The 19,062-nt window shown below is 40.0% G+C and carries 14 protein-coding genes; 13 read left to right on the top strand and 1 reads right to left on the bottom strand.

Translation table 11 applies throughout. The features are described from left to right. Nucleotides 1-4 precede the first annotated feature (4 nt). The 4 genes from B9T25_RS06230 (at nt 5) to B9T25_RS06215 (ending at nt 4,261) form a co-directional block, all read left to right on the top strand. Nucleotides 5-478 carry a type IV secretion protein Rhs gene (locus B9T25_RS06230; RefSeq protein ID WP_086187595.1) on the top strand — a complete coding sequence of 158 codons (474 nt, stop codon included), beginning with the start codon at nt 5-7 and terminating at the stop codon, nt 476-478. A gap of 209 nt (nt 479-687) precedes the next feature. Continuing rightward, on the top strand, nt 688-1,644 hold the full coding sequence (locus B9T25_RS06225) for a metal-dependent hydrolase (RefSeq protein ID WP_086187594.1): 957 nt from the start codon (nt 688-690) through the stop codon (nt 1,642-1,644). Nucleotides 1,645-1,679: 35 nt separating this feature from the next. Then, entirely contained in the window at nt 1,680-2,525 is an 846-nt protein-coding gene (locus B9T25_RS06220; protein ID WP_086187593.1) for an SDR family NAD(P)-dependent oxidoreductase, read from the top strand. A gap of 17 nt (nt 2,526-2,542) precedes the next feature. Then, nucleotides 2,543-4,261, top strand: a complete 1,719-nt coding sequence (locus B9T25_RS06215; protein WP_086187592.1) for a flavin-containing monooxygenase — start codon at nt 2,543-2,545, stop codon at nt 4,259-4,261. Nucleotides 4,262-4,670: 409 nt separating this feature from the next. On the opposite strand, the gene gltA is transcribed toward B9T25_RS06215, so the two are convergent. Beyond that, the gene (gene gltA, locus B9T25_RS06210; protein WP_086187591.1) at nt 4,671-5,948 is read right to left on the bottom strand and encodes a citrate synthase; all 1,278 of its coding nucleotides are present in this window, start codon (nt 5,946-5,948) and stop codon (nt 4,671-4,673) included. 1,017 nt (nt 5,949-6,965) lie between these two features. On the opposite strand from gltA, the gene sdhC reads away from it, so the two are divergent. The 9 genes from sdhC (at nt 6,966) to sucD (ending at nt 19,003) form a co-directional block, all read left to right on the top strand. Further along, a complete protein-coding gene (gene sdhC / locus B9T25_RS06205) occupies nt 6,966-7,364 on the top strand; it encodes a succinate dehydrogenase, cytochrome b556 subunit (RefSeq protein ID WP_086187590.1) in 399 nt (132 codons plus the stop codon). Continuing rightward, nucleotides 7,364-7,729 carry a succinate dehydrogenase, hydrophobic membrane anchor protein gene (gene sdhD / locus B9T25_RS06200; protein ID WP_074945610.1) on the top strand — a complete coding sequence of 122 codons (366 nt, stop codon included), beginning with the start codon at nt 7,364-7,366 and terminating at the stop codon, nt 7,727-7,729. Before sdhC ends, sdhD begins: the two co-directional genes overlap by 1 nt. A 12-nt stretch (nt 7,730-7,741) precedes the next feature. Further along, entirely contained in the window at nt 7,742-9,640 is a 1,899-nt protein-coding gene (sdhA, locus tag B9T25_RS06195; RefSeq protein ID WP_086187589.1) for a succinate dehydrogenase flavoprotein subunit, read from the top strand. A 14-nt stretch (nt 9,641-9,654) separates the two neighbouring features. Continuing rightward, complete coding sequence (locus B9T25_RS06190) at nt 9,655-10,365, top strand: succinate dehydrogenase iron-sulfur subunit (RefSeq protein WP_086187588.1); 711 nt, start codon at nt 9,655-9,657, stop codon at nt 10,363-10,365. Between the two features lie 835 nt (nt 10,366-11,200). Continuing rightward, nucleotides 11,201-14,041: a 2-oxoglutarate dehydrogenase E1 component gene (locus tag B9T25_RS06185; RefSeq protein WP_086187587.1), complete on the top strand. Its 2,841-nt coding sequence runs from the start codon at nt 11,201-11,203 to the stop codon at nt 14,039-14,041. Continuing rightward, nucleotides 14,041-15,258 carry a 2-oxoglutarate dehydrogenase complex dihydrolipoyllysine-residue succinyltransferase gene (gene odhB, locus B9T25_RS06180; protein ID WP_086187586.1) on the top strand — a complete coding sequence of 406 codons (1,218 nt, stop codon included), beginning with the start codon at nt 14,041-14,043 and terminating at the stop codon, nt 15,256-15,258. Before B9T25_RS06185 ends, odhB begins: the two co-directional genes overlap by 1 nt. A gap of 66 nt (nt 15,259-15,324) precedes the next feature. Continuing rightward, nucleotides 15,325-16,758 (top strand): dihydrolipoyl dehydrogenase, encoded by a 1,434-nt coding sequence (gene lpdA / locus B9T25_RS06175; RefSeq protein ID WP_086187585.1) that lies wholly within the window; start codon nt 15,325-15,327, stop codon nt 16,756-16,758. Between the two features lie 175 nt (nt 16,759-16,933). Continuing rightward, nucleotides 16,934-18,100, top strand: coding sequence for an ADP-forming succinate--CoA ligase subunit beta (gene sucC, locus B9T25_RS06170; protein WP_086187584.1), 1,167 nt, complete (start codon nt 16,934-16,936; stop codon nt 18,098-18,100). Nucleotides 18,101-18,112: 12 nt separating this feature from the next. After that, nucleotides 18,113-19,003, top strand: a complete 891-nt coding sequence (gene sucD, locus B9T25_RS06165) for a succinate--CoA ligase subunit alpha (RefSeq protein ID WP_086187583.1) — start codon at nt 18,113-18,115, stop codon at nt 19,001-19,003. Nucleotides 19,004-19,062: the final 59 nt, after the last annotated feature.

Here is a 19,062-nt window from a genome sequence, read left to right as displayed (position 1 = left end):
ACTTATGAAAACCATATTAAATAATATAAATCAATTGCTTGAGGTTAAAAGTCGTAAATTAACTCAAGCTGAAAAACAGCTTGCTAGGTCTGTTTTTGGTGCTCATTTACAGTTGGGTGCTATTCGTATTGTGGCGCATCGTGGAGTCATTAAGAATTACGCCATCAGCCCAAATGGTAATATTTATTTTAATCCTCAAAACTGGTGTGAAGACTTCTCAAAACTGTCTTTGCAGCAGCAGTCATGGTTGATTCATGAACTCACGCATGTTTGGCAAATTCAACAAGGGCTATCTGTGGTACGTAAATCGATATTTGATCGTCAATATCGTTACATTTTAGAGCAGGGTAAGCTGTTTTTACAGTATGGAATTGAGCAACAGGCACAGATGGTTCAGGACTATTTTATTAAAAAAGCACTTGGAAAAGAGTGTCAGGCTTATGAAGCCTGTATTCCATTTGTGTCTCAAAAAGCATGATTCTGTCCTAAACTGCTAAATTGCGGTAAGAATTGTTAGACAAGCAAATTTAAAGTCATAATTTGCTAATCAGTTGATGTGAATTGCTAGTGGCATATAGGGTCGTATCGCTTAATTTTTCTACAAGGTTTGGTTTTTATTTTTAAGTTGTAAGTTAGAGTCATGCTTAAAAATAAAATTTGCTCAACATAGAAAAATAAGGTGCCGCCATGATATTAGCTAAACCAATCAAAAAGACTGTTGCAAAGATTTTTGCTGCATCACCATTTAATACTGAAAAGCAGTCAGCAATTATTCCAATTCGGCATATGAAGTTTGATTTTGATCCTAAAAAAATTGATCATAAATTTTTCTTAAATGCTGAGTTGGCAAGTGCATATTTTGCTTCGTTATCAATTTTCTTAACCTTTGGTGAGGATTTAGTGATTGATACAGCACGTTATCATCGAGACTTTATTAAAGATCCTTTACTCAAACAGCGAGTAACATCATTGATTGGTCAAGAGGCTATTCATTCTAAAATGCACGAAGAATTAAATGATGCATTGGTGGATGTTGATTTGCCAGTAAAGTTATTTCGTATCTGGGCAGGTTGGGTTTTTGATTATGGTTTAAATCGTTTACCACAACCGATGAAACTCTCTTTAATGGCTGGTATTGAGCATTTTACCGCCGTACTTGCTGAATATATGATGAACCATGAGGAAGTTTTTTTCCGTTCACAAGATGAAAAACAGCGTGCGATTTGGATGTGGCATATGTTGGAAGAATCTGAGCATAAAGACATTGCTTATGATGTATTCCAAACCTTATCAAATAATTATGCTTTACGTATCGCTGGTTTTTTCCCGGCATTGATTACGATTTTAGGACTGATTTCTGCCGCCTCTTTGATTGTTCCATTTTATCGTGACCCGAAAAACTTGATTCGACTGAGCTACTGGAAAGATATTCCGCATAGTTTTCAACTGATTTTTGGTCTAAAAGATGGTGTATATGGTAGTAGTTTAAAGCATATTTTTGATTATTTACGTCCAGATTTCCACCCAAATGATCATGATACTTCTGAATTTTTAGCATACTATAAAGAGACGTTATTAAATCCAGTGGATGGTATTTTAACACCTTATTTTGTAAAAGAATTTACACCAGCCTTGCGTGTGTAGGCAACATAAATTAAAAATTATAATGGATAAAATGAATGGGAATTTTTTCAAAAAAAGTGCCACCAACAAAGAATGCTTATGCTGTAGTCACGGGTGCTGGAAGTGGGATTGGTCGTAGTTTTGCAATGGAACTCGCCAAGCGTGGTGGAATTATTGTTTGCGCAGATATTAATTTAGATGCCGCTCTGGAAACAGTGCAACTGATTGAACGCCAGACTTCAGGTAAGGCTTTTGCCGTGCAATGTGATGTTGGGGATAAAGAGCAAGTGAAGGCTTTAGCAGATAATGCTGAAAAATTAATGAACCATCCTGTAACTTTGGTCATTAATAATGCCGGAGTGGGCTTAGGTGGGAAATTTGATGAAGTATCGCTGGAGGATTGGCAATGGTGTATGCATGTCAATTTATGGGGCGTTATTCATGGTTGTCACTATTTTGTACCGAAGTTTAAACAACAAGGCTATGGTGCGATTATTAATGTAGCTTCTGCGGCGGGATTTACTGCTGCACCTGAAATGACCGCTTATAACGTAACTAAGTCTAGTGTTTTGGCATTATCGGAAACACTTTCAGCAGAATTACGCAGTTTTAATATCAAGGTCAATGTGCTTTGCCCAACCTTAGTTCCAACCAATATTATGAAAAATGGTCGCTTACCGAGTCGTTATTCTGGTTTAGCAGATAATCTGCTGATGAATCATGCTTTTACGACGAGCGATAAAGTTGCAATTAAAACCTTGAATAATTTGGATGCAGGTAAGCTGTATACCATCCCGCAACCTGATGCAAAATTATTCTGGCTGATGAAGCGTGCATCACCAAGCCTATATGCAAAGTTGCTGGGTATTGGTTATCCATTATTTAGTAAATATGTAAAATAAGATTTGAGTATATTGAAATGATGACAGAAATAACCAGCGATACGCTTCCTGAAGAAAAAACAACCCAGAAAAAATCTACGCAAACAACTATTGCAGATGTTAAGCAAGTGACGCAACCAGAAGCAAAAGTTAGCAAACCAAAAACGCCTAAAGCTGAAGTTAAAGTGGAGCCAAAACCTGAGCTCAAGTCTGACCAGAAAAGTAGCTCAATTCCTGTTCGAAAGGTTGAAAAAACAGCTCAGCCAGTAAATAAAAAAGCAACAATAGTAGAGCCAGAAGTGCAAGTACATGTGTATGACACCATTGTTGTCGGTGCGGGTATTTCAGGGCTTGCAGCGGCTTATCAAATGAACCAAGTGGGTTATGAGAATTACATTGTCCTTGAAAGGGCAAGCCGTGTTGGTGGAACTTGGCGTGATAATAATTATCCTGGTTGTGGTTGTGATGTGCCCTCTGCCTTGTATTCATTTTCATTTTCGCCAAGCCATAAGTGGAGCCATTTATTTGCCAAGCAACCAGAAATTCTGAGTTATTTAGAAGAAGTGGCTGAAAAGTATAATCTGAATGAAAAGATTGAATTTAATAATGAATTAATCGGCGCTAAATGGGATGAATCTAAGCATCAATGGTGTTTAGAAACCTCGAAAGGTCTTTATCAGGCAAAAACTGTGATTTTTACCACAGGCCCAATCACTGAACCCTCGATGCCGAAATTAAAAGGAATTGAAACCTTTAAGGGGGAAATGTTCCATTCGGCACGTTGGAAGCATGATTATGATTTAACAGGCAAGCGTGTTGCTGTGATTGGAACAGGTGCTTCGGCTATTCAGTTTATTCCACAGGTACAACCGCTGGCGAAAGAATTATTTGTATTTCAGCGTACTGCGCCGTGGGTACTACCCAAAGCAGATATGCTGTTGAATGATACGGCCAAAGGAATTATTGCTAAATTCCCTATTATTCAACAAACTTGGCGCAATAGCATTGCGCAGATTTTAAATGGAATTAATTTTGGGTTACGAAACCCTAAAGTTTTAGAACCTGTTAGCTTTTTGAGTAAGCAGTTACTCAAGTTGCAAATTAAAGATGACCAGTTGCGTCAAGACCTAACACCAAACTTTACCATTGGCTGTAAGCGTTTATTATTTGCCAATAACTATTATCCAGCGCTTCAACAGGAGAATGTGAGTGTGATTCCTCATGGTTTAGTTGAAATTGAGGGTAATACTGTGGTTTCTGCAAATGGTGAGCGTCATGAAGTGGATGTAATTATTTGGGGAACTGGTTTTGAAGTTTCGCATCCGCCAATTGGTAAGCGGGTGTATGATGCCAATGGTCGAATTTTAGCAGAACGCTGGAAAGATAGCTCACCTGAAGCCTATTTAGGTGCGAGTTTGGAAAAAGTACCCAATGCATTCCTTGTGCTGGGCCCAAACATTCTGATCTATGATTCATTTATTGGTGTTGCCGAAGCGCAAGTGGGTTATATCGTCAATGGTTTATTAAAAATGCGTGAGCAGAAATTCACACGTTTTGATATTAAGCGTGATGTGATCAATCAGTATAACCAAACCCTACAACAGCATTTAAAAACCACTGTATTTAATGTAGGTGGTTGTAAGTCTTACTATTTAGATGAAAATGGACGTAACTTTGCGGCGTGGCCATGGTCATTGAAAAAACTAAAGCAACAATTAAGTGAAATGGATTTGAAAAATTATGATATTTCTTCTTAATTAATGTCAATAGACAACACCCGATACAGAGGGTATCGGGTGTTGTTACAGCGGTTGGTTCAAATAATTAACGGATGTTACATGGCGGCTTAAATCTGTCAGGCTAAATTATAGAAAAATTAATTTAGTATAATAGTTTGAAAAGCATATGTTTTTTGTTTTTTTATCAGTCGTTTCTAATACTTTATAGGTTGGGTATCTATGTAAGTTGCGATAAAAACTTTCACTATTGGATCATATTTAGGCAAAGTCATAAAAACTGAAGTAATCAAATGAGGGAGTGTTGATTTTAAAAAATCGGATATTGAGCATTTTTGATTTATGCACGTTATTCAATAAATAGTTTAAGTATTTTTGAACGTAAAAAACCACCCAAAAGGGTGGTTTTTTAATCTTTAATTCTTAAGAATTAACGACCTTGGATGTCACGTTGAACTTCACCAGTGTAAAGCTGACGTGGACGCCCGATTTTGTAAGGGCCGCTATGCATTTCTAACCAGTGGCTGATCCAACCAACTGTACGTGCTAGAGCGAAGATTACCGTAAACATTTCTGTTGGGATACCAATCGCTTTAAGGATGATACCTGAGTAGAAGTCTACGTTAGGGTATAAGTTACGTTTGATGAAGTATTCGTCAGACAACGCAATACGTTCAAGTTCCATAGCAAGAGCAAGTTGTGGATCGTTGATACCTAGCGCGCTAAGTACTTCGTCACACGTTTCTTTCATTACTTTTGCACGTGGATCGAAGTTTTTATAAACGCGGTGACCGAAGCCCATGAGTTTAACTTCTTTAGTTTTCACTTTTTCCATGAAGCCAGCAACGTTTTCTACAGTGCCGATTTCATCAAGCATCTTAAGAACAGCTTCGTTCGCGCCGCCATGAGCAGGGCCCCAAAGTGCAGAGATACCCGCAGCGATACATGCGTAAGGGTTAGCACCAGTAGAACCGGCTAAACGTACTGTAGAAGTAGACGCATTTTGTTCATGGTCAGCATGAAGCGTAAAGATACGGTCCATTGCTTTTGCAAGAATAGGGTCAACTTTGTAGTCTTTGTCTGCAGGCGTAGCAAACATCATGTATAGGAAGTTTTCAGCGTAGCTTAAATCGTTACGCGGATACATGAATGGTTGGCCAACTGTGTATTTGTAGCTCCACGCAGCTAAAGTAGGAACTTTAGCAATTAAGCGGATTGCTGTAATTTCACGGTGATCAACATTTTCGATGTCTAGGTTGTTGTGATAGAACGCAGAAAGCGCACCAACAACACCAACCATGATTGCCATCGGATGAGCATCACGACGGAAACCATTGAAGAAACGGCTAACTTGGTCGTGAACCATGGTGTGGTTACGAACTTTAGCGTCAAATTCTTCTTTTTGAGCAGCAGTTGGAAGCTCACCATTTAACAACAAATAGCAAGTTTCTAAGTAATCTGCTTTAGTCGCTAACTGGTCGATTGGATAACCGCGGTGTAAAAGAATACCTTTGTTACCATCGATGAATGTGATTTTAGATTCACATGCAGCTGTTGCCATAAAACCAGGATCAAAAGTAAAGTGACCTGCGGCCAACACATCTTTAACGTCGATTACATCTGGGCCCAATGTGCCGCTGTAAATTGGTAATTCAATTTCTTTGCCATCAAGCTGTAAAACGGCTTTTTTGCCAGTTGCTGCAGACATTCAATCGATCTCCTGTCCTGGTGAATGTTTTATCCGACTCGTAGTACTCATCTTTTAATGCGTGAATCAGATGGATCAAAAATTTGCTATAAGATTAGTGAGTACTGAAATTTTGTCAATTATACTTATGGATAAAAATGACGTTTTCATAGAGGTTTTGTCACAAAATATTCCAATAAAAATGAGGAAAATCACAGCACCGACGCCGTATAATAAGTCATATTGAAGATGAGTTGCAGAAAAAAAAATGTATGTTGCTTTAATTACAAGCAATTTTTAATTGTTAAAAGCTCTGATAGATTTTTATTTTTTGATAAAACTTATGCTTTAAATGAGTCTAGAACTCATAATTCACACTCATTTTTTCTGATTATGGGGCTTTTCTGAGTCATAATTAAAAACACTTAATGAGCATAAAAAGAAAGTTTATTTGGTTAAAAAATAACTACTCAAATAGGCTTGATATGCTGTTTTTTTAATCGATTGCAGGTAAGTAACATAACATATTGTCTATGAGATAAGAGTAATCATCTTGATAAGCGGAGTTGTTCACAGACTAAGTGATTATTTCATTTCGTGATGTTGTATGGGCGTAGTTTTAGATAGGCAACATATATTTATTTGAGAAATATATATATGTTGCAATTTTTATTTCTATAAAAAGTGCTTTTAAGTTGTAGTTATTATTTGTTGGGCTTTAGTCTAAATAAATTAATTTAATTATCAAAGTTAAAAACGATCAATAAAATGCAGTTTTAATTAATAAAAACCAAGTATATAGCTATGTTTTGTTAGATGTATTTTGTCTGCTTTAAAGTGGTATTTTATGTTAATGATTCTTATTTAACGCTTTTTTGCTAAAAAGGTAAATGTGATCGTTTGTATTTTGATAGTTGACGTTTTATAATTCAGTGTCGTTTTAAGTTTAGGCGTTGCTGGAGATAGCAATTACCTAAAAATGCTAGCTTTCCTTCGAATTAATTCCAACAAACTCCAGATGGAGTTTTTACTTACAGGATGCCCGCTGTGAAAAGCAACAGACCTGTCAATTTGTCCATGGGTCAAGTTTTAGAAGTAAACTTAAAATCCCCTGTGGCTATTGCATCAATTCTACACCGTCTTTCTGGTGTCATCGTATTTTTACTCGTACCTGTACTCTTGTGGATTTTAGACAAATCATTGTCTTCTGCTGAAGGTTTTGCTCAAGTTCAAGCAATCTTTGGTAGCTTCATTGTGCGCTTCATCGTATGGGTATTTGTAGCCGGCTTAATTTTCCACTTTATTGCGGGTGTTAAGCATTTACTTGCAGATATCGGTATTGCCGAAGAGCTGCAAAGTGGTCGAATCGCAGCTACTATTTCATTGATCTTGTCTGCAATCGGTATTGTTGCAGCATTTGTATGGATTGTTCTCTAATGAAAAGTGCTACAGGTTTAACGGGTTCAGGTTCTCGCGATTGGTATATCCAACGTGTAAGTGCTGTTGTATTAGCTGTTTATACTGTTGTGGTGTTGGGTTGGATCCTTTGTAATGGCGGATTTAACTATGAACAATGGTTTGGCTTTATGATGACATTACCAATGAAGATTTTATCTTTATTGGCAGTCTTATCTCTTGTCGCACACGCTTGGATCGGCATGTGGCAGGTATTCACGGATTATGTGACTACTCGTCAAATGGGTCCTTCAGCTTCAGGTTTGCGTTTGGTGCTGACATCGGCAGTGATTGTTGCTGTATTTGCATATGCAATCTGGGCAATCCAGATTTTTTGGGCGAATTGATAGGAAAATGTCATGGGCGCTATAACCCCTAAAGAAGATTATTCAAATATTCCAAGCCAAGCTTTCGATGCAGTTATCGTTGGTGGTGGTGGTTCTGGTATGCGTGCTTCATATCAACTTGCTCAAGCGGGTTTGAATGTTGCAGTGCTGACTAAAGTATTCCCAACACGTTCGCACACTGTTGCGGCACAAGGTGGTATCGGTGCGTCTCTTGGTAACATGCAAGACGATAACTGGCATTATCACTTCTATGACACAGTAAAAGGTTCTGACTGGTTAGGTGACCAAGATGCAATCGAATTTATGTGTCGTGAAGCGCCTAAAGTGGTTTATGAACTTGAACACATGGGCATGCCATTTGACCGTAACGCAGACGGTACAATCTACCAACGTCCGTTCGGTGGTCACTCTGCAAACTATGGTGAAAAGCCAGTTCCACGTGCATGTGCTGCTGCTGACCGTACAGGTCACGCGCTTTTGCATACGCTTTATCAAAGCAACGTGAAAATGGGTACACAGTTCTTCGTTGAATGGATCGCACTTGATCTTATTCGTGATGATGAAGGTACTGTGATTGGTGTTACTGCAATTGACCAAGAAACGGGTAAAATTGCGGTATTCCAAGCCAAAGCAACATTGTTTGCAACAGGTGGTGCTGGTCGTGTTTACCGTGCATCAACCAATGCTTATATCAATACTGGTGATGGTCTTGGTATGGCGGCTCGTGCAGGTATTCCATTACAAGATATGGAATTCTGGCAGTTCCACCCAACGGGTGTTGCGGGCGCAGGCGTATTGTTGACGGAAGGTTGTCGTGGTGAAGGTGCAATCCTTCGTAACAAAGACGGCGAACCGTTCATGGAGCGTTATGCACCAACTTTGAAAGACTTGGCGCCACGTGATTTCGTATCACGTTCGATGGACCAAGAAATCAAAGAAGGTCGTGGTTGTGGTCCTAAAGGTGATTATATCCTTCTTGATATGACACACTTGGGTGCTGATACGATTATGAAGCGCTTACCATCAGTATTTGAAATTGGTAAGAAGTTCGCAAACGTGGATATCACTAAAGAACCAATTCCAGTTGTACCGACAATCCATTATCAAATGGGTGGTATTCCAACCAATATTCATGGTCAAGTTGTTGTTCCTGAAACTGCAGAAACTGTAGCTTTAGAAGCAGGTTATGATCAAGCAACGGATACTTACAGCACCAACAATACCGATCGCAATTATGTAAAACCTGTTAAGGGTTTCTATGCAATTGGTGAGTGTTCTTGCGTATCTGTTCATGGTGCGAACCGTTTAGGTACAAATTCATTGCTTGACTTGGTGGTATTTGGTAAAGCTGCTGGTGAACACATCATCGATTACGTGACTAAACATCACGGTGAAGATTATACGCCAGTTCCAACGACTGCATTGGTTAATACCATGAAGCGTATTCGTCAATTAGATGATTCAACTTCAGGTGAAAATGCTCAAGATGTTGCAGATGCAATTCGTGACATCGTGCAAGATCATGCGGGTGTATTCCGTACTCAAGCATTGCTTGATGAAGGCGTGAAGCAAATTCTTGCAATTGCACCGCGTGTACGCAATATCCACTTAAAAGACAAATCTAAAGTATTTAACACAGCGCGTGTTGAAGCATTAGAAGTTGAAAACTTATACGAAGTCGCTAAAGCAACGTTAATCTCTGCTGCAGCTCGTAAAGAATGTCGTGGTGCGCATACAGTAGTTGATTATGAATTGCCTGCAGATCATCCGACATACTCTTATGGTCGTCGTGATGATGAATGGATGAAGCATACTTTGTGGTATTCATCAGACAACCGTCTTGAATACAAACCAGTACGTTACAGACCGTTGACTGTAGATGCTATTGAACCTAAACCGCGTACATTCTAATTAGGAGAATAAAGATGAGTAGAGGCACTCGTACTTTCGAAATCTACCGCTATGATCCTGATAAGGATAAAGCACCGTACATGCAAACTTTTAAACTTGAATTGACTGATAAGCACCGTATGTTGCTTGATGCGCTTCTTGCTTTAAAAGTGCAGGATGAATCATTAACATTCCGTCGTTCATGCCGTGAAGGTATTTGTGGTTCGGATGGTGTGAATATTAATGGTAAAAATGGTTTGGCTTGTTTGTGGAATTTGAACGATTTACCTGAAAAAATCGTAATTCGTCCATTGCCAGGCTTACCAGTGGTTAAAGATTTGGTTGTTGATATGAGCCAATTCTATGCTCAATATGACAAAATCCAACCATTCCTAATCAACAATCAGCCAACTCCTCCAAAAGAGCGTTTACAGTCTCCAGAAGAGCGTGAACATTTGAATGGTTTGTATGAATGTATCTTGTGTGCATGTTGTTCAACTGCATGTCCATCATTCTGGTGGAACCCTGATAAATTCTTGGGCCCTTCAGCATTGTTAAATGCATACCGTTTTATCATCGATTCACGTGATACAGCAACTCAAGACCGTTTATCGCGTCTTGATGACCCGTTCTCGTTGTTCCGTTGTAAAGGGATTATGAACTGTGTATCTGTTTGTCCTAAAGGTTTGAATCCAACTAAAGCAATCGGTCACATCCGTAACATGCTGTTAGATCAAGCGGGCTAATCTACATCAGTCGTTAAAAAAAGCACATCATCATGGTGTGCTTTTTTTATGTTTTTAATATCGTTGTGATTAATGGGGTTGTGCAAAAAACACATATGAAAATGTCTGTGGTTAAGCAGGTTTTTTTTGAGTGTTGATTTGAATTGCTTAAAACTAAATCTAAAATGGAACAAAAGCTTGTTTAATTGTTGTGAAGTTGTTCGAATCGGCAATGTAAGGCGTTAATATAGAGTTTGAATCTGCAAAGTTGCTATTAAAATGTTATCCTATAACGTAAGTAAAGAGAGCCAGTTTAAATATTGTGCTCTTTTTTGTTATATATGATTTGGTAGTGTAGAACTTTGGTCTACATGGGGTCTAATTATTAGCTAAAGCACCATATATTAGATGAAAATAATGGTTATGTATTTCGCTAGTTTATGAGAGGTATGTGTCAAAAAAATCAATCGTAACTAGAGAACATGTTACGATTTAATACAAAGTAATATGTGGAAAAAGTACTTTATTTGCGTACATTTTTTCAACATTTTGGGTTGTATGTAAGGTTTATAAATAAAGATAAATCGCTTTAGAAAAATTAAGTCGTGTGCTTGTTTTTTCTAAGTCGATTTGCAAAAAATTGCTCGATTTTGGTCGAGTATTTTAATGAGTGATGATGCCGCTAAGGGGCGTTATGATTCATTGTTCACATTGGGTTTTCCCTGATGTAGTGATAACGCCCCACGGTTTATGCCTTATGGGGGTTAATGTCATATTACCAATTTGACGTTATTAATCATGGGTTCGCTTAAAAAGCATCCTGAAAATGTTTTTGCAATAGGAAATGGGTCCACAAATGCAAGAAGTTGCTGACGCAATGCGTCTTGACACTGAACTTTCCGCTGACAGTGCAGCGTATATTGAAGAACTTTATGAACATTATTTGACGTCACCAGATTCTGTAGGGTCTGACTGGCGTGAATATTTCGATAAATTCCCTAAAGGTGATCAACCACATAGCAATGTACGTGAGCAATTCCTTTTATTAGGTCGCAATTCAAGTCGCGTTCAACCTGTTGTTCAAAGTGCCGTAAGTTCTGAACATGAGCGTCGTCAAATTGGCGTTTTACAGCTTATTGCTGCTTATCGTAATCGTGGTCATCAAAAAGCAAAATTAGATCCTTTAGGTTTGGCTAAACGTGAAGATGTTCCAGATTTAGATCTTGCTACGCACGGTTTAACCAAATCAGATTTAGATACAGTATTTAATGCAGGTAACCTTGCTTTAGGTAAGTCTGAAGCGACTTTAGGTGAAATGGTTAACGCAATGGAAGCAACATATTGTGCTTCTATTGGTGTTGAATACATGCACATTGTTGATACCAAAGAAAAACGCTGGATTCAACAACGTCTTGAAGGTGCTAAAGGTCAATTTGGCTTTACTGCTGACCAGAAAAAACATGTTTTAGAGCGCTTAACAGCTGCTGAAGGTCTAGAAAAATTCCTAGGCAATAAATATGTTGGCGCTAAACGTTTTGGTGTTGAAGGCGGTGAGTCTTTCATTCCAATGGTAAACGAACTGATTCAACGTGCAGGTGCTGTAGGTTGTAAAGAAGTCGTGATTGGTATGCCACATCGTGGACGTTTAAACTTACTTGTAAATATCATGGGTAAAAACCCGGCTGATTTATTTGGTGAGTTTGAAGGTAAATCAATTCATAAGAAAGGTTCGGGTGACGTTAAGTATCACCAAGGTTTTTCTTCAAACGTAATGACTCCAGGTGGCGAAGTTCATTTGGCATTGGCGTTTAACCCATCGCATTTAGAAATCGTTGGACCTGTAGTTGAAGGTTCTGTACGTGCGCGCCAAGTACGTCGTAAAGACATTGGTGGTGATGATGTATTACCAGTCATTGTCCATGGTGATGCAGCATTTGCAGGTCAAGGTGTCAACCAAGAAACCTTCCAAATGTCACAAACACGTGGTTATACCGTTGGCGGTACAGTTCATATTGTGGTGAACAACCAAGTTGGTTTTACCACATCTGACCCACGTGATGCACGTTCTACAGAATATTGTACCGACATTGCGAAAATGATTCAGGCACCAATTTTCCATGTTAATGGTGATGATCCTGAATCGGTATTGTTTATTTCACAATTGGCACATGATTTCCGTCATACATTCCGTAAGGATGTTGTGATTGACATGTTCTGCTACCGTCGTCGTGGTCATAACGAAGCGGATGAGCCAGCTGCAACTCAACCCATGATGTATCAAGTGATTAACAAAAAAGCGACTACGCGTACGCTTTATGCTGATCAATTGGTGCAAGAAAACGTATTAGACCGTTCTTCAGCAGATGCGATGGTTGAAAAATACCGTGCAGATCTAGAAGCGGGTAAACACGTTGCGAACGCATTGGTACTTGAACCAAACGAAAAAATGTTTGTCGATTGGACACCTTATTTGGGTCACGATTATACAGACGTTTGGGATACCACTTTCCCAATCGAGCGTTTGAAAGAGCTTGGCACGAAAATGCGCGAGCTTCCTGAAGGCTTCGTGATGCAACGTCAGGTATCTAAAGTGATTGATGATCGCTTGAAGATGCAAACGGGTGAAATGCCACTAAACTGGGGCGCTGCAGAAGTTTTAGCTTATGCAACGATTCTTGATGATGGTTATTTGGTTCGTTTAACGGGTGAAGACGTTGGTCGTGGTACTTTCTCGCACCGTCATGCGAAATTACATAACCAAGTTGATGGTTCTGTTTATATTCCGCTTTGCCATATTAAAGAAAATCAACCACGTACTGCAATTTATGACTCATTATTGTCAGAAATGGCGGTTCTTGCGTTTGAATATGGTTATGCAACCACGTTACCGAAAAGCTTGGTAATTTGGGAAGCTCAGTTCGGTGACTTCGCTAACTGTGCACAGGTTGTGATTGACCAATTCATCGCTTCAGGTGAAACCAAATGGGAACGTGTGTGTGGTTTAACCATGCTTCTTCCACATGGTTTTGAAGGTCAGGGGCCAGAGCATTCATCTGCACGTTTAGAACGTTTCTTACAGCTATGTGCTGAAGACAACATGCAAGTGATTACACCGACTACGCCTGCGCAGATTTTCCATGCCATGCGTCGTCAAGCGGTTCGTCCAATTCGTAAGCCAATGATCGTGACTTCACCGAAGTCATTGCTTCGTCACAAACTTGCAACGTCTACTTTAGAAGAACTTGCAACTGGCACATTCCAAACTGTGATTGATGAAGTGGATCAAATCAACAAAGCAGACGTAACGCGTGTGGTGCTTTGTGGTGGTAAGGTTTACTACGATTTACTTGAAAAACGTCGTGCAGAAGAACTTAAGAACACTGCAATCGTTCGTGTTGAACAATTGTATCCGTATCCAGAACAACGTATTGCGGAAGTCCTTGCATCTTATCCAAACATCCAAGAACTGGTTTGGTGTCAGGAAGAGCCGAAAAACCAAGGCGCTTGGTTGTTCATCGCACCACGTTTATATGAAGGTGTGATGAAATCTGCTCAACAGATTCGCATTAGCTATGCAGGTCGTGAAGCTTCTGCTGCACCGGCTTGTGGTTCACCATACTTACATGCAAAACAACAAGCTCAGCTCGTGAATGACGCATTAGCGATCGTAGCTGAACAATCAGGAGATTCTAAATAATGGCAACCGAAATTAAAGCACCGGTATTCCCAGAGTCAGTTGCTGACGGAACAATTGCAACTTGGCACAAACAACCAGGTGAAGCAGTATCACGTGATGAAGTGATCTGCGATATTGAAACTGATAAAGTTGTTTTAGAAGTTGTTGCTCCTGCTGATGGTACAATTGCGTCAATCATTAAAGGTGAAGGCGAAACAGTTCTATCAAACGAAGTGATTGCTCAGTTTGAAGAAGGTGCTGTATCTGGCGCGGCTCAAACTCAAGCAGTTCAGTCTGAAGTAAAAGTGGAACAAGCTGCATCTCAAACTGAAGCAGGTGCTTCACCTGTAGTTGAGCGTGCTCAACCTGTATCTGATCAAGCGCCTGCGGTACGTAAAGCTTTAACTGAAACTGGCATTGCTGCTGGTGATGTTTCGGGTACTGGTCGTGGTGGTCGCATTACGAAAGAAGATGTTGCAAATCATCAAACTAAACCAGCGATTCCTGCTGCTGCACCGTTAAGCGTAGCGATTGGTGAACGTATTGAAAAACGCGTTCCGATGACGCGTTTACGTAAGCGTGTTGCTGAACGTCTGCTTGCTGCAACTCAGCAAACTGCAATGCTTACTACATTCAATGAAGTAAACATGAAGCCAATCATGGATATGCGTGCACAATTTAAAGATGCGTTTGAAAAACGTCATGGTGCACGTTTAGGCTTCATGTCATTCTTCGTAAAAGCGGCGACTGAAGCACTAAAACGCTATCCAGCTGTAAACGCATCGATTGATGGTGATGATATTGTTTATCATGGTTATTATGACATCGGTGTAGCTGTTTCTTCTGAACGTGGTTTAGTGGTTCCTGTTCTTCGTGACACAGATCGCATGAACTATGCTGAAGTTGAAAACGGTATCCGTGCATACGCAGGTAAAGCGCGTGATGGTAAGCTTGGCATTGAAGATATGACTGGTGGTACGTTCACGATCACGAACGGTGGTACTTTCGGTTCATTATTATCTACTCCGATTTTGAATACGCCACAAACAGCGATCTTGGGTATGCATAAAATCCAAGAGCGCCCGATGGCTGTAAATGGTCAAGTAGAAATCTTACCAATGATGTACTTAGCGCTTTCTTATGACCATCGTTTAATCGATGGCAAAGAAGCAGTAGGTTTCCTTGTAGCAATTAAAGAATTGTTAGAAGAGCCAGCTCGACTTATTCTTGATCTTTAATTCATCATTTATAACGAATAAAAGCGGATTTAAAGTGATCCTTTAAATCCGCGTTTGGAGATAAAAATGTCTCAACAGTTTGATCTTGTTGTGATCGGCGGTGGACCGGGTGGTTATGAAGCAGCGATTCGTGCTGCTCAACTTGGTTTCAAAGTTGCTTGTATTGAAAAACGCATTCATAAAGGCAAACCATCTTTAGGTGGTACATGCTTAAACGTGGGTTGTATTCCGTCTAAAGCATTGCTTGACTCTTCACACCGTTATGAGGATACCGTTCAGCACTTAGATGATCATGGTATTACCACAGGTGACGTGAAGTTTGATCTTGCAAAATTACTTGCACGTAAAGACAAAATTGTTGACCAACTTACCATGGGTATTGATGGCCTTCTAAAAGGTAACGGTATCGAGTGGTTAAAAGGTACAGGTAAATTACTTGCAGGTAAAAAAGTAGAATTTGTATCTCACGAAGGTGAAACTCAAGTTTTAGAGCCTAAGTACGTGATTCTTGCAACGGGTTCTGTGCCAATTAACATCCCATCAGCACCAGTTGATCAAAACATCATTGTTGACTCAACTGGCGCACTAGAATTCCAAGAAGTACCTAAGCGTTTAGGTGTGATTGGTGCAGGCGTGATTGGTCTAGAGCTTGGTTCGGTATGGCGTCGTTTGGGTGCTGAAGTTGTTGTATTTGAAGCAATGGATGCATTCTTACCAATGGCTGATAAAGCTTTGGCAAAAGACTACCAAAAACTGTTGACTAAGCAAGGTATGGATATTCGTATCGGTGCGAAAGTTGCAGGTACAGAAGTCAATGGTTCAGAAGTTACTGTTCAGTACACCCAAGGCGGCGAAGACAAAACTCAAACTTTCGATAAATTGATCGTTTGTGTCGGTCGTCGTGCTTATGCTGAAGGTTTATTGGCAGATGATTCAGGCATTAAATTGACTGAACGTGGTTTGGTTGATGTCAACGATTGGTGTGCAACTTCTGTTGAAGGTGTATATGCGATTGGTGACTTAGTCCGCGGTCCAATGCTTGCACATAAAGCAATGGAAGAAGGCGTAATGGCTGTTGAACGTATTCACGGTCATGCAGCTCAAGTCAACTATGACACGATCATTTCTGTGGTCTACACACACCCAGAAGCGGCGTGGGTCGGTTTAACAGAACAGCAAGCTGTCGAGAAAGGCCACGAAGTTAAAACCGGTCAATTCGGTTTCGCTGCAAATGGCCGTGCAATGGCTGCTGGTGAAAATGCTGGTTTTGTGAAGTTTGTTGCTGATGCGAAAACAGATCGTTTATTGGGTATGCATGTGATTGGACCTGCTGCGTCTGACATCGTTCACCAAGGTATGATTGCACTTGAGTTTGTATCTTCTATTGAAGACCTACAATTGATGACTTTCGGTCACCCAACATTCTCTGAAGTGGTTCATGAAGCTGCTCTGGCGGTGGATGGACGTGCGATTCACGCGATTCAGCGTAAACGTAAGTAAGATTAAAAAAAGAGCGACTTAGGTCGCTCTTTTTGCATTTGGTGGTTGTTTTTATTGGAACAATCATCTAAAAATAAAGATAAGAAAGATTTTAAAAAAATGCCAATACTGCTTTGACGGATGTCTGGGTATTAGTGGTTCATAACAAAGTGAAGAAGTAATAAAAGGTTATTCAATGAATTTACATGAGTATCAAGCAAAAGCGTTATTAAAAAAATATGGTATGCCAGTTCAAGAAGGTGTACTCGCAACAAATGCAGAAGAAGCCGTAAAAGCTTTTGAGCAACTGGGTGGTAAATTTGCGGTAATGAAAGCCCAAGTACACGCCGGTGGTCGAGGTAAAGCGGGCGGTGTAAAAGTGGTGAAGTCGGCTGCCGAGGCTGCTGATTATGCCAATCAAATTATTGGTACACGTTTAGTGACTTATCAAACGGATGCTAATGGTCAACCTGTAAATAGTGTCCTTGTTTGTGAAGATGTTTACCCAGTTGAACGTGAACTGTATTTGGGTGCAGTGGTTGATCGTTCGAGTCGTCGAGTCACATTTATGGCATCTACTGAAGGTGGTGTCGAAATTGAAAAAGTCGCTGAAGAAACACCTGAAAAAATTATTAAAGTTGAAGTTGATCCTTTGGTTGGATTACAGCCATTTCAAGCACGTGAAGTCGCTTTTGCACTTCATTTAAAAGGTGGACAAATCAATCAATTTGTTCAAGTGATGACTGCGGCTTATGCAGCATTTATTGAAAATGATTTTGCTTTGTTTGAGATTAATCCATTATCTGTACGTGAAAATGGTGACATTCTGTGTGTCGATGCCAAAGTAGGGATCGACTCAAATGCTTTATATGGTTTACCTAGCATTGCCGCGCTACGTGATAAGTCGCAAGAAAATGAGCGTGAGCTGAAAGCATCTGAGTTTGACCTGAACTATGTAGCACTTGAAGGCAATATTGGTTGTATGGTCAATGGTGCAGGTTTGGCGATGGCGACCATGGATATTATTAAATTGTATGGTGGTCAGCCTGCAAACTTCCTTGATGTTGGGGGGGGGGCAACCAAAGAGCGTGTGATTGAAGCCTTTAAAATTATTTTATCAGATAGCTCAGTTCAAGCTGTTCTGATCAATATTTTTGGTGGAATTGTACGTTGTGACATGATTGCTGAAGCAATTATTGCAGCGGTTCAAGAAGTAAATGTTACTGTACCTGTGGTGGTTCGCTTAGAAGGCAACAATGCAGAGTTAGGTGCAAAATTACTAGATGAATCGGGTTTGAAATTGATTTCTGCGAATGGGCTTGCTGATGCCGCAGAAAAAGTTGTTGCTGCAGTGAAAGCGTAAGGGGTATCAATCATGAGCGTATTAGTAAATAAAAACACCAAAGTATTGGTACAAGGCTTTACCGGTAAAAACGGTACTTTTCATTCAGGACAAGCACTCGATTACGGTACAAAAGTTGTGGGTGGTGTAACACCTGGAAAAGGTGGTCAGGTTCATTTAGATCTTCCTGTGTTTAATACCATGAAAGAAGCGGTCAATTCGACTGGTGCGGATGCTTCAGTGATTTATGTTCCTGCACCATTTGTATTGGATTCAATTGTGGAAGCGGTTGATTCAGGTGTTAAATTGATTGTGGTGATTACTGAGGGTGTACCGACTTTAGATATGCTCAAAGCAAAACGCTATCTTGAAACATATGGTAATAACGTGCGCCTAATTGGGCCAAACTGTCCGGGGATTATCACACCAGGTGAATGTAAAATCGGTATTATGCCTGGGCATATTCATCAGCCGGGTAAAATCGGGATTATTTCGCGTTCAGGCACATTAACTTATGAAGCTGTAGCACAAACGACTAAACTCGGTTTAGGTCAGTCAACCTGTATTGGTATTGGTGGTGATCCAATTCCAGGTATGAATCAAATTGATTGCTTGAAATTGTTCCAAGAAGATCCACAAACAGAAGCCATTATCATGATTGGCGAAATTGGTGGTACTGCGGAAGAAGAAGCTGCGGAATATATTCAATCTAACGTGACGAAGCCAGTTGTAGGTTATATTGCAGGGGTAACTGCTCCTAAAGGTAAGCGTATGGGGCATGCGGGTGCAATTATTTCGGGTGGTAAAGGAACTGCTGAGGAAAAATTTGCTGCCTTTGAAAAAGCGGGTATGGCTTATACACGTAGCCCAGCAGAACTGGGTTCGACTATGTATGCAGTACTGAAGGAAAAAGGTTTGCTTTAATTCAAAAAGTTATAAAAAGCCCTCAATTTTAACTGCACCCCGAAAATTGGACACTTTAG

This window comes from Acinetobacter sp. ANC 4470 (genome assembly GCF_002135335.1).
In the GTDB taxonomy this organism is placed as follows: domain Bacteria; phylum Pseudomonadota; class Gammaproteobacteria; order Pseudomonadales; family Moraxellaceae; genus Acinetobacter.
The sequence above is the reverse complement of the archived record's forward strand: the minus strand, read 5'-3'. Positions and strand labels throughout refer to the sequence as shown.